We start from the raw sequence: 12,774 nt of genomic DNA, 5'->3' as shown, positions 1-12,774 counted from the left end.
TTGGGAGGATTGCGATAGGGTTCAATTAAGACAGTATTAAGGACAATTCTGCCTAATAATCCCAGATAATCGGGGTTGGGTTCGGGATTGGGGGAAAAAAATAAATCTATCTGTCGGGTTTCATCGCTGACTTCTTTGCTGATTTCGACGGTTCCCAGGGGAGAAAGTAATTGTTCAAGGTAATTTTTGGCAAATTGGTCATGGGGTTTCATGGAGTTTCTTGAATAGCTTGTCGGACTTGTTCTAAGTCTAAATCCAAAGCTTGAGCGATTTGTTCCACACTTAAACCCAAAGCAAGCAAACGGGGAATAGATTCCAGTTTAGCCTCTAGTTTTCCTTGTTCGAGTCCTCGCTCTAGTCCTCGCTCTAGTCCTTGTTCGAGTCCTCGCTCTAGTCCCTCCTGTTTAGTTGCTTCCCTCCATTCCTGATAGGTTTGAGATAAAGTCATAAACACCTCTCTATCTTCAGTTTCTAGGATGTTATTTATTTCCATACTAACCCGCCAACTAATTAATAATTCCAGTACATTTTCCCAGAAAGCATTAGAACTCTGGCAAATTAATTATATGTTATAATGCTGGGTTAACTAATTTTTTGGGGAAAATTAGTTAATTGGTACATCGGGGTGAGAGCATCTCAAACGCTAAAAAAGTAAAGACCTCCATTATACCATAAAAAAAATATGCAAGATGTATATTATTGTAGGAACGAATTGCCTTCGCTCCTACAATAATAATTATTAACGGTATTAGCAGAGGATTGTTGATTACTTTCCTCTAGTTTTTTCGGCCCAAACTTTGCTGGGTAATCCCCAAACATAGATGAAACCTTCGGCAGCTTTATGATCAAACTGATCCTCGGCTCCGTAGGTAGCTAAATCGGGAGAATAGATAGAATTGACTGACTGACGACCGACCACTTTAGCGTTACCTTTAAACAGTTTGAGTCGCACCGATCCCGTTACCTGTTCTTGGGTTTTGAGGATAAAAGCATCGATCGCTTCCTTTAAGGGACTGTACCACAATCCTTTATAAATTAACTGTCCGTAGGTATCTTCAATTCCCCGTTTATATTGGGTAACATCTCCAGTTAAAGTTAAACTTTCTAAGTCCCGGTGAGCATCAATTAAAACTAATAAAGCCGGGGCCTCGTAAATTTCTCGCGATTTAATTCCCACTACCCGGTTTTCGATCATATCTAAACGACCAACACCGTGTTTACCCACTAGGTCATTTAATTGACTAATTAGCGTGACAGAATCGAGATTTTCTCCGTTTAAACTGACAGGAATACCCTGATTAAAACCAATATCGACGTATTCCGGCTCGTTGGGAGTATCGGCGATCGCTTTGGTCATTAGATAGATTTCTTCCGGGGGTTCCGTCATCGGATCTTCCAAGGGACCGGCTTCAATACTGCGCCCCAACAGGTTACGATCGATACTAAAAGGCGAGGATTTTTTCACAGGAGACTCGATCCCGAATTTTTCCCCGTAGGCGATGGTTTCTTCCCGGCTCATGCCCCATTCCCTGGCGGGAGCGAGAACTTTTAAACTAGGATTAAGGGTCATAATGCCCACATCAAAACGCACTTGATCGTTACCTTTGCCAGTGCAACCGTGAGCGACGGCATCGGCCCCGTATTTCTCGGCGGCCTCTACTAATAATTTAGCGATTAAAGGACGAGCCAGGGCGGTAGAAAGGGGATAACGATTTTCGTAGAGAGCATTAGCTTGAATTGAGGGAAAAGCGTATTCTTTGACGAACTCTTCCTGAGCATTGACCACTAAGGATTCGATCGCTCCGCAGCGCAGAGCTTTTTCTTGAATTGGTCCTAATTCGTCTCCCTGTCCTAAATCGGCGGCTAGGGTAATCACTTCTTCTACTCCCCATTCCTGTTTGAGATAGGGAATACAGACGGAAGTATCGACTCCTCCGGAATAAGCTAAAACCACTCTCTTGGCGCGTCCCATAATTTTTTCACCTAAAAACGACTAATTGATTACTCTTTTAAGTTTATTATATATCTTGGGGATTGGATGCTTCTTTTTTAATGCTTTTTTGTTTAGTTTTTGATGAAGAAAAGGAATAGTAAGTCACGAGCAAAGAGCCAAAACTAAACAGGCAACCGGCCGCTATTTACGTTTACTGGCAGCACGACGGGGGGATTTTTTCGGAGCGGTATTTGGGGGATTATCGTTAGTTTTATCTTTAAATATTGGAATAGTAAAATGAAACTGACTGCCGTTATTTTTGCCCCTCGATTCTGCCCAAATTTCGCCGCCCCAACCATTAACGATCTGACGACAGATAGCCAGTCCTAAACCGGTTCCCCCAGCACTGCGTCGCAGGGCCCCCTCCTCTTGGTAAAAGCGATCGAAAACCTGTTCTAAAAGATTGGGTTCGATCCCGCGTCCGGTGTCAGAAATGGTCACTTCTAGAGTTTTTGGTTTTCCCGAAGCGACTTCGATCGAGACATTTCCCTCCCGTCCGGTAAACTTACAGGCATTATCGAGAAGTTTGGAGAGTAATTCCACTAACCACTCGCCATCGGCTAAAACAAAGGGCAGATTAGGGGGGACAAGATTGCTAATTTTTGGATTTTCGTTGTCGAGATTGCGGGAGTGAACGTGACTGATGGCTAATTCCACACATTCCGATAAGGATAAAGCTTCAGGATTCCAATTAACCCGGCCACTTTCTAACCTGGAAAGAGTTAAAAAATCTTGGATTAATTTACGCATTCGTTCCGCATCTTTCAGAGCAGTATCAAGCATAATTTGGCGTATTTCCGCTGGCATATCCGGTTCCGAAGCCAAACTTTCTAGACAGACTTGAATGGTGGACAGGGGGGTGCGTAATTCATGGCCGGTTATGGCGACTAAATTAGAACGAGTGCGATCGAGGGCGGCTAATTGTTCATTTAAATCCTGTAAATTAGCGTAGGCTTCGGCTTGAATGAGGGCGACTCCGATTTGAGTGGCCACCGCATCCACAAGGGCGACATCCTCGCTTTTCCAAGTGGTGGTATAGGGTCCACAGTGATGCAGTTCCAACATTCCCAAGAGACGACTTTGGTAAAAAATCGGTACTAATAACCAGGAATAGATGGAACATTCCCGCACCAGATTTTGAATGGAATCGCCGGGGAGACGGGGATCGTGAATAGCGTCTTCAATTTTCAGGGATTCTCTCAATTCCAGCGCTTCCTGAAAAAGAGGATTATTTTTCAGAGGCCATTTTTGTCCTTTGATGGAACTAATGCCGGAGTTTAAAAATTCGTGTTCGATGGTGGCGTTAATGTCGGCTTCCTTACAACGATAGACCACGCAGCGACAGACTCCCAATCCCTGCCCCAATTTCCGCACTGCCACCTGGAGGATATCTTCCGGATCGAGGGAACGACGGATCGCCGCTGTCACCGAGTTGATCAGTCTTTCTTTGTGTTCTTTCGATGCCAGGGAACGATTGGCTTTCAGCAGTTTATACTGTCCCGCTTGCAAATAAGTGACCAATCGCTGGACAAAGGGATCCGGTTCCTCTTGATGATCCCTATCCGTCAGTTCACAGATCAGGTATTCTTCTTGAGCGCGCCTAATTTTGTCCGCCAGTTCGGGACGATAATCGAGAATATGATTTAAGAGAATTTGGGCGGCCTGTTGACTCACATGGCGATCACTCGTCCAAATCCCCTCAAAACGGCGATTATTATCCATAGCTGCCCTATTTTCCCCTTCGGCTACCAGATGGGTTCGCTCCCGACAGATTAAACAACTAGCATAATGGCGACTGATAACCACTAGATGCCATTCTTGGGCTAAACTGTCGTCCGGTTGAAAAGCGATCGTCTCGTAAACGTCGGAACTATGCTTAAAATCGGTTTCTGGGGCTGACAAAACATAAACTTGCCCGCTTTTGTGGGCAATGCGTCGGTAGCGATGGGCCTCTTGACGATAAAAGCGCTCACGCTGAAAACTGGCAATCACTAACGGTTGATCGTCTTCCGCTAAAACCTGATCCTCCATGGCGTGGGATAGCGCGGTCAGGGATGCTTTGAAGTACATCTGCGATCGCCATTGGGGGAGTAACTGCAACAGTTCTGTTAAAACAGAAGTTGATCTGCTCATCGATGATCTGTTTCGAGTCGAGTGTGACTAGCAAGCGCAATAGAGGGAACTAGCAATTTCTCCCTTGACCCTATCCTACAGGCTCAAGGGGACAAGAGGTGAGATCGTGTCGTGATCGCAAGAAATTTAAACCGAGTGATGCCAAAAAGTGAGGGAAATTATTCTAGTTAACTAGAGGTTGCTGAATAAATCTAAAAACCTTGTTGGGTCAGACTTTTAGACTTTTGAGAAATCAAAAAGTGCCAGCCGTTGCGGAGATCGGGGGGAAATTTTAGGGACTTTTTCCCTGAAAATTAGGTAATTTACCAGATGAAAATGGGTAAAACCCTACACCCTACACCCTACACCCCACACCCTGCCCCCACGAGAAACTTTTTGCCGCAAACCCTAACTAGATGTAGGCGACTTTCATTGCCCAAAGGATCAGAGCAATAATACTACCGATAACGATAATCGACGATATCGCCACTACTGCCGGTTTATCGGCTCCCTCGAATTTCATGATGCCACGATTTAAGTCTGACATTGCTTTTAACTCCTTTTCATGAGATGGATAAGGTATGAGACACTTTCGGATCATAAATTAGCGAACTCTCATCTATCCGTGTTATTAGAAATTGGTATCATTCGGCTGTCTTTAATCATTCTAGGCGTTCTTTTCCTTCTTGGCCTTCTCCTTGAGGCTATTTTAAGAATTGTCTTCGGGTTCGGTAATCCGCTTATTTACAAAGCCGATGCCGAAATTGGCTATCTTTTGGCTCCTAATCAACAAACGCGCCGGTTTTCCAATTTTATCGCCGTTAATCAGTATTCGATGCGGAGCGATCCGATTACACCCCAAAGGCCCCCAGAGACGACGAGAATAATGTTAATCGGTGATTCGATCGCTAATGGCTCCTGGTGGACAGATCAAAAAGAGACCATTTCTGCTTTAATCACCAAAAATTTAGGACAAAATCTGACAGGTTCGGTGCAAGTTCTCAATGCTTCGGCTAATTCTTGGGGACCGCGCAATCAATTGGCCTATCTGCGACGTTTCGGCACCTTTGAATCTCAGGTGATTGTGTTATTAATGAACACCGATGATCTGTTCGCTTTAGCTCCTAGTTCGGCGGTGGTGGGACGAGAAATTAATTATCCCGCTCGCCGGCCGGCTTTAGCTTTAATCGAATTATACGATCGATATTTTAAGCGTTATCCTCCCCTGTCACCAGTGCAAGAAGGAGGCGATCGAGTGGGCAATAATTTAACCGCTCTTGCCCAAATTCAAGCCCTTGCTCAGGCTAATCAAGCCCGTTTAATTATCGCTATTACCCCCCTCATTCGCGAAGCCCAAAAACAGGGGCGAGATTATGAATTAAAAGCCCGTCAAAGACTAGCGAATTTCACCAGCAACCAGCAGATTTTTTATCTAGATTTTCTGCCCATTTTTCAAGCACATTCTAATCCTGATTCCCTCTATCGCGATAATATTCATCTTAGCCGAGACGGTAACGAGTTAATTAGTCAAAAACTGGCCGAGGCAATCAAAAAAGTCTTTTAATTAGGGTTTACTGAATCAGTTATCAGTTATCAGTTATCAGTTCACTGTTTACTGATTACTGTTCACTGATTACTGTTCACTGAAAATACTTCCCACTTCCCTAACAACCATACCAAAGCTTTTCTATCTGTTTTGCTAGGTCCAATAACTCAGAGCGATCGCTTGTATCCCTTAAGAGGGTGACATGGCCTAATTTTCGACCGGGACGGGATTTTTTACCGTACCAAAAAACGTGAGCGTCTGGAATTGCCGCTAAAACTGCTCTTTTTTCGCCATAATCACCGTCACTATCCTCAAAACCCAATAGATTCACCATAACTGCCCCGGCAGATTTTAAATCCGTGGCTCCGAGGGGCAAATTAGCCACTGCTTGCAGTTGTAGAGCAAATTGGGAGGTAAGACAGGCAGAAAGGCTGTAATGACCAGAATTATGGGTACGGGGAGCGATTTCATTAATCAATACTTCTCCCTGGGAAGTGACAAATAATTCCATCCCGAAAACACCCACCGCCGACAAACTACTTAACAGATGATGGGCGATAGGTTCGGTTTGAGCCTGTAAAGATTGGTTAAGAGCGGCGGGAGCGATTACCCAGTGACAGACTTGCTCCTCTTGATAGGTTTCCACCACGGGATAGGTGACGATTTCCCCAGTTAATCCCCTAGCGGCAACGATGGCTAATTCGCGCTCGTAGGGAATATAAGCTTCTAACATCAAGTCAAGACGCTCTAATTGCGGCTTTTTGGCGTTTAATTCTTCAGGAGTGCGGATAATAAAGGTTCCCTGACCATCATAACCGTGTCGTCGTGCTTTCAGCACTAGCGGAAAAGGATAATTTTCTAATTGGGATAAATTATCTATCGCCCAAAAATCAGGCACAGGCAACCCTAGAGAGCGTAAATAACATCTTTGCTCGTATTTATCCAATAGGGGGCGCAGATTTGCCAAACTAGGATAGAATTGCACTCCTGTGGCAGCTAATTCTTCTAGGGCATCTAAATTAACAAACTCATTTTCAAACGTGATCAGATCACAGTGTTGAGCTAGTTTTTTTGTGCCTTCCGCGTCAGCTATTTCCGCAAAGACAACCCCGTCAGCTAAAGCAACGGCGGGATCGTCGGGGTGTGGTGTTTGTACAATTAGAGAAATGCCTAATTTATTGGCTTCCTGTGCCATCATCCATGCTAATTGTCCACCACCAATAACACCAACCCTTGTTTGCATCATTGATCACATCCTAAAGATTCCGGGGTAGAGATGCCGGTTTTTGAGTTGACACCCTCGGCTCTTTCACAGAGATTTTTGATTTGTTGAGCGTCAAGCACGGCAAAACTAAAATCAGCACCGTTGATATTGACTCCCTCGAAAATGGTACGCAGCATGATCGCTTCGGAAAAAATGGCATCGCTTAAATCGGAATTTTTAAAGGTACTCAGATAGGCTAACCCATTGGTTAAGTCCGCTCCATGAAAGTTGCCTTCGATGATAGAGGCTCCGTTAAACACTGCCCCGCGCAAATCGGCAGAGCTAAAGTTAGAATCTTGCAGATTAACGTTAGTAAATTGGGCAGATTGCAAATTTTGTCCCGAAAAATCCTTTCCTGTCAGATTCTGGTTTTCATAACTGGCATTGGCTCCTGTGACAGCAGCAGAACTGGCCGCTAAGGCATTGACAGGAGAGAGGATAAATAGTAAGGCAAAAAAAGCGATCGCTAATCGAAAGATAGTCTTCATTGGCGGAAAATTCCATCAGTGGGCATTCTTGATTTTATAGCAGTAAGTCATCAGCCGTCAGCTTTCCGCTGGCCGCCAGAAATTGCCGGCACACAAACCTTTATAATAGCTGTCTGAGCTTATACTGTCATGCAATTTGGTCTAAACAAAAATATTTAAGCCACAGGCCCTCAGCTTTCAGTTAAATAAGGTAAAAGACAAAAGTTAATTAATTTTCTCTCTCCTGACTTCTATTTCTAAGGACAATTTCTGATTTATACAAGAGGTTTGATGGATACACCGCAACTTTTATTCAATGGTTTAGCCGTCGGTAGTATTATTGCTCTGGCTGCTGTCGGGTTAACCCTTACCTGTGGCATTTTACGTCTGTCTAATTTTGCCCACGGCGATTTTATGACTTTAGGTGCTTACATAACTTGGGTGGTAAATGCTCAAGGGATTAATCTCTGGTTAGCGATGCTGGTGGGGGCAGCAGTGACAGCTATTGCCATGCTCATTGCCGAGAGATTATTATGGAAACCTATGCGCGATCGACGGGCTGACTCTACCACTTTAATTATTATTTCGATCGGTTTGGCTTTATTTCTTCGCAATGGTATTTTAATGATCTGGGGCGGCAGTAATCAACGCTACGATCTCCCTGTGATGACCGCTACAGAAATTTTGGGGATTAAAGTAGCTTTCGATCGCTTGTTAGTTATTGGTTTGGCAATTATAGTTATTATTGCCCTCCATTTTTTATTACAAAAAACTAAGATCGGTAAGGCGATGCGTGCCGTAGCTGACAGCAACGATTTAGCTAGAGTAACTGGAATTAACGTCGAATGGGTTGTCTTCTGGACATGGATAATTACCGGAGTTTTAACTGCTTTAGCTGGAGGGATGTTCGGGTTAATTACCGGGGGAGTACGTCCCAATATGGGCTGGTTTTTAATCTTACCAATGTTTGCGGCCGTTATTTTAGGTGGTATTGGTAATCCCTACGGAGCGATTGCTGGAGCTTTAATTATTGGTGTTGCTCAAGAAATTAGTGTTCCCTTAATTGGTTCTGATTATAAATTAGCCGTGGCTTTATTAATTATGATCTTGCTGTTATTATTCCGTCCCCAAGGTTTATTTAAAGGCACGGTTTAACAGTTATCAGTTATCAGTTATCAGTTATCAGTTATCAGATGTAAGTTTTAAGTTATTTATTTATCTTCATCTTTATCCCTGTTTACTGTTTACTGGACGGCTACGCCGTGCCTTTGGCAACACTGAAAAGCCCAATCTTTAATCCTGAATATATTCTTCCCCGGTGATTAAAGCGTATTCAGCGCGGGTAAATTCTCGACCTAAATAAGCAGCATGATCGAACATAGTAATCGGACAAGGTTGGGTTTCTTCGATCACTTTGACGGCTAATTCTTTGGCGGTTCTCGCGGTGTAAATAGACTCAGGATTGCGATCAAGTTTTTGCCTAACACCGATAACTTTTCCCGTTTCTGGATCGACGGCTAAACCTTTTTCATTGATAATATTGCTGTAATGTTTGGCACAGATTAACCCAGCTTCTCGGTCGAGATAAATAATAAAATATCCTGCGGGATCGAGAGCGATCGGACGTTTGGAAAGTTGATGATCAATAGCGGTGATTTGGGATTTTAATTCGCTCATTTTCTTGACAAAATCACTTAAATAGGGTTTGCTGAAAAAGTTTGTTGGTGGGGCTAGGAGTCAGTAGCCGGTCGTCAGGAGTCAGTAGCCGGTCGTTTCAGGCTTTGTTGCCCTTCTTTTTTTGTACCAGTCTATGTACTACAAGAAGAATAATGCAAGGTTTTTGAATGTCCCAATCCTATATTCTTGCACTAACATTGGATTTTAACAGGTCAAAAGCCTTATTTTAAAAGGGTTTTACCATTATTCAGCAAGCCCTAAATATGTAGTTGAAAGCAAGAGCAAATTATATCACATACCATCATCCGGCTCTTCTCGACTTTGTGTGATAATTTTTGCTTATGGAATCGTGAAATGTTGACTGAGAAGGACTTTTACGACTATTTTGCCGAAGAAACTATCAGTATAGGCTTCGTTTCCACACATAAACCAGAAGAGCCATCATCCTTGTCCTCTCCTCTGGCAACAGGAGGATAAACTCAGAAAAACATAAACAGGGACACTTGTAGAGTAACCCAAGGGCTAGTATGATTGTCTGCTGCGAGACGAATAGCACTGCCCGGAAACGCCACCGAACCAACCCGCTGAAGCAAGAAATTTTGAGACAGATAATATCGCCCAATTAACAGTAATTCATGGCCAAGATCATAGGATTTTAGCGTCTGGAGGGCGGGATTACCCCCTAATACCAATTCTCCAAAGTCTGACTACAGAAGTTTAATCCCCCTAAATCCCCCTTAAAAAGGGGAACTTAAAGGGGGATTTAAATTCGATGTGTAGTTTTCATTTAGAGAAATGGTATAACCGTAACCTTTCAGGGGGGAACAGAAGCGCTGTATTGGCTAAAAAAAGAAAAAGCTACCACCATCAAGGTGACAGCTAAGGGACTTGCGCTTTGATAATGTACCTTTTGGGCGAACGCAGTTCGCCCCTACATTGTGGACAAAATCCGTTACTGTAGGGGCGCAAGCATTCATTGGTGTCAACTTAAGGGAAGAGGTTCCCATATTTGTCGATGGAGAGCCTCTTTCTCTCGATGTCGCTGACGTTCAGCTTTAATCAGTCCAAAAAGTTGAGCGCGTTCGGCTAAATAGCTGATTACATCTGGGTTTTCGCCCCGAGAGAAAGCCTTTGCTACATAGTAAAGGCTTCTAAAAACCATCTCGACAGAAATTTTTTCTTGCGGCTGATGGAGAGCGACAGCCACATCTTGAACTATCTGAGTGAGAACAGTATAGAAAATCAAGGTAGTGAGAATTTGGATTTGTACGCCGTTAGTGTGTCCAACCCATAAATAGGCCAGTCCTAAGAGTCGCTTGGTTAAGAGAAAAGCTTCTTCTATCTGCCATCTTCTTCTATACAAATCACAAACTTCCTCAGCGGATAGTTGTTGAGAATCAAGCACGTTTGTCAAATAATCATACCAAGTATTTCCCCAAAGAACTGAGACTAATCTGACGGTCGAATGGCAAGGATCAGAGCGATACTGACCGAGGGTAATAATCTCATCTCGGTAAAGTTTTCCTGCGGACAAAACTTGCTTTATTTGGTAAGATGTTTTCCCCCTCATGCGGGTAAGAAAATATTTTCCTTCCTCAGTAAATTGGTCAAACCACGGAAAACTAAAAAAGCCTAGGTCAACGACTAGCAGGCCTGATGTAGGTAGCTCATTTATTAATTGTTCTACCCATACTTTATCGTTACATCTCTCATTTTTCTGATACCATACTGTCACAGGTACTTGCGTAAATGCCTCAACAATCATCATTATTCTTCCAGCCAATTTCCCAGATTCCTTCTCGGAAGCTTTCAGGCTTTTCCTCAGCTGCTCTAGGGTTGAGCCATCGGCTATCCAAATAACACTGAATTTTTCTCTCACCTTTTGCCATTTCTCAGCTATGCTAATTTTACCTGACATTTCTTTTCTTTTTTCTAAAATATTTCTCAGCAGCAATACAAAGATTTCCGTAGGTAAGCTCATCAATCTTTTGGATACAGCTTGCTTACTTACTTTTAGAGGTTCTACCCAGAGTAATCCTTCCTCTTTTCAGACTCTTACAGCTTCACTTAATCCCGCTATCTGGCAATAGACTAAGCTTACCAATAAGGCGACCACCACGGGTAAGGTTAATAATCTATCTCTCATGATTTTTTCATGATTTCCTTGCATATATTTTAGCGGCGTAAATAATCTTGGCTCTAGGTATTTTTTAAGTTCTTCTATTACTTGTGGGATTTCTGGGCTTGGGCATTGATGTGGTCGCCGCAAATCTGGAACCCCCTGTTTTCTCGGTCGTTGCTTAGAGCGCTTTTTCACTGACCCACCTCTGACTTCCCCACCCTATTTTACTATTTTTTACGGCTCTTCTAGGTTCTGTGTGATAAGTTTAATTGACATAGGATCGATCTTTGTGTCCTTTGTGTCTTTGTGGTTCGTTCCACCCCCTCGCTCTTGAGAAATGTATCTTAGAATACATTTTACCCACCAAAGCTGGGAGAGCCTTTTTTACTTCCTTCCTCTTGGATAATCAGCTACCTTTTATAATTAAGCTTCTTGCTTAAGTTGACACCAATGGCAAGCCTTGTGCCCCTACAGTAACGGAATTTTGTCCACAATGTAGGGGCGAACTGCGTTCGCCCAAAAGGTACATTATCAAAGCGCAAGTCCCTAACCCTTCTTCTGCTTTACGACGGCTAACCAGACCGGGTAAAACTTGGTGTCCTGCGTGAACCCATTTGCCAAATTCTTCTGCCGCACCCTGATAATCCTTGAGGTTAAGTTTATGGAGTAGGGTAGAGCCTGCAAGAGTTCCTAATCCTAAGTTAAAGGCAAACGAAACTAATGCGTCATATTGATCCTGGTTAATGGGGACTTTGACCAGATTGGATACTCCAGCTTCAAAGGTTTCTAGGTCTTGTTCGAGAAGATTTTCGGCTTCTGATCTGGTAATTGTCATTCCTGCGTGAACACCTTTGGTATGGCCATAACCAATTGTCCATACTCCAACAGTATCTTGGTAAGCGTTGAGTTTTACCCCTTCAAAGTGTTTAATGAGATCGATTCCTTTTTGGCTAATTTTCATGGCTTTTGCTCCTGTTTATTGATGGAGAAAATGATTTGAGATTGTTAGTAACGGTAGGATGTGTGGCTCTTTGGTTTGTGTTATGCAATGGACGGGGGTTATAAGGGATGGAACCCTTATATAGAAAGGCATTTAGCGATTTTTGTTAATTATTTTCGATCTAGAGCGAACTAATCAATTAAGTCTTTTACCAGATAAGGATTTAGTCGATTTATGCCCCCCTATCGAACCATACCAAGTAACGAAGAGCCAGATGTGTTAGCGTAACGCATCACAATTTAGATTAAAGTGTTTTGAAAAAGTAAAAGGTGCGTGGGTGCGTGGGGCGCACCCTACGCGATCGGCGATCACTCTTTTTCGTACAATTCGTTGTCAGGGCCAATTAACCCTGGCTCTTCGGGAATTGTTATGCAAATAATTAACTTAAAATAAAATTCGATGAGAGTATCTAAGCTCAAAAGTAGCTGAAATCCATACAGGGACACACTTACGGCACAAATAGGTTAATACCAAAAGATAGACAATCGAGTTAAGATTTGATATAATAGCCAAAAACGAGATTATTTTACTTATGATACTTGACAAATTTTTGAACCTACAAGGAACCTGTATTCAAGGCTATCGACACCTAG

General features: G+C 43.1%; 9 protein-coding genes and 3 pseudogenes. 2 read left to right on the top strand and 10 right to left on the bottom strand.

The annotated features are described in order from the left end of the window. The 5 genes and pseudogenes from IM507_RS15920 to IM507_RS15900 all read right to left on the bottom strand — a co-directional run. Positions 1 to 212 (bottom strand): annotated as a pseudogene (locus IM507_RS15920) (hypothetical protein); the annotation flags it as partial. Continuing rightward, positions 209 to 544 (bottom strand): annotated as a pseudogene (locus IM507_RS15915) (flagellar assembly protein H); the annotation flags it as partial. The pseudogenes IM507_RS15915 and IM507_RS15920, both read right to left, overlap by 4 nt. A 222-nt stretch (positions 545 to 766) precedes the next feature. Continuing rightward, entirely contained in the window at positions 767 to 1,972 is a 1,206-nt protein-coding gene (locus tag IM507_RS15910; RefSeq protein ID WP_002790869.1) for an argininosuccinate synthase, read from the bottom strand. A gap of 162 nt (positions 1,973 to 2,134) precedes the next feature. Next, a complete protein-coding gene (locus tag IM507_RS15905) occupies positions 2,135 to 4,126 on the bottom strand; it encodes a DICT sensory domain-containing protein (protein WP_287637327.1) in 1,992 nt (663 codons plus the stop codon). A 391-nt stretch (positions 4,127 to 4,517) separates the two neighbouring features. Next, positions 4,518 to 4,652, bottom strand: a complete 135-nt coding sequence (locus IM507_RS15900) for a hypothetical protein (RefSeq protein ID WP_002736350.1) — start codon at positions 4,650 to 4,652, stop codon at positions 4,518 to 4,520. Between the two features lie 78 nt (positions 4,653 to 4,730). Between IM507_RS15900 and IM507_RS15895 the strand changes: the two genes are divergently transcribed. After that, positions 4,731 to 5,669, top strand: a complete 939-nt coding sequence (locus IM507_RS15895; protein WP_123230157.1) for an SGNH/GDSL hydrolase family protein — start codon at positions 4,731 to 4,733, stop codon at positions 5,667 to 5,669. Between the two features lie 100 nt (positions 5,670 to 5,769). On the opposite strand, the gene IM507_RS15890 is transcribed toward IM507_RS15895, so the two are convergent. Both IM507_RS15890 and IM507_RS15885 read right to left on the bottom strand, forming a co-directional pair. Next, positions 5,770 to 6,897, bottom strand: a complete 1,128-nt coding sequence (locus IM507_RS15890) for a 5-(carboxyamino)imidazole ribonucleotide synthase (protein ID WP_069474732.1) — start codon at positions 6,895 to 6,897, stop codon at positions 5,770 to 5,772. Beyond that, positions 6,894 to 7,403, bottom strand: a complete 510-nt coding sequence (locus IM507_RS15885) for a pentapeptide repeat-containing protein (protein WP_002738151.1) — start codon at positions 7,401 to 7,403, stop codon at positions 6,894 to 6,896. Before IM507_RS15885 ends, IM507_RS15890 begins: the two co-directional genes overlap by 4 nt. 270 nt (positions 7,404 to 7,673) lie before the next feature. On the opposite strand from IM507_RS15885, the gene IM507_RS15880 reads away from it, so the two are divergent. Next, positions 7,674 to 8,537, top strand: coding sequence for a branched-chain amino acid ABC transporter permease (locus IM507_RS15880; protein WP_069474731.1), 864 nt, complete (start codon positions 7,674 to 7,676; stop codon positions 8,535 to 8,537). Positions 8,538 to 8,675: 138 nt separating this feature from the next. On the opposite strand, the gene IM507_RS15875 is transcribed toward IM507_RS15880, so the two are convergent. From IM507_RS15875 to IM507_RS15865, 3 genes and pseudogenes are all read right to left on the bottom strand, one after another. Then, positions 8,676 to 9,059 (bottom strand): DUF4346 domain-containing protein, encoded by a 384-nt coding sequence (locus IM507_RS15875; RefSeq protein ID WP_002735883.1) that lies wholly within the window; start codon positions 9,057 to 9,059, stop codon positions 8,676 to 8,678. A gap of 982 nt (positions 9,060 to 10,041) precedes the next feature. Further along, positions 10,042 to 11,376, bottom strand: a pseudogene (locus tag IM507_RS15870) (IS4 family transposase). Between the two features lie 241 nt (positions 11,377 to 11,617). After that, positions 11,618 to 12,142: a lysozyme gene (locus IM507_RS15865; RefSeq protein ID WP_002737396.1), complete on the bottom strand. Its 525-nt coding sequence runs from the start codon at positions 12,140 to 12,142 to the stop codon at positions 11,618 to 11,620. Between the last annotated feature and the right edge of the window lie 632 nt (positions 12,143 to 12,774).

Origin of the sequence: Microcystis sp. M20BS1 (assembly GCF_020245305.1) — a bacterium.
GTDB lineage: Bacteria > Cyanobacteriota > Cyanobacteriia > Cyanobacteriales > Microcystaceae > Microcystis > Microcystis ichthyoblabe_A.
The sequence above is the reverse complement of the archived record's forward strand: the minus strand, read 5'-3'. Positions and strand labels throughout refer to the sequence as shown.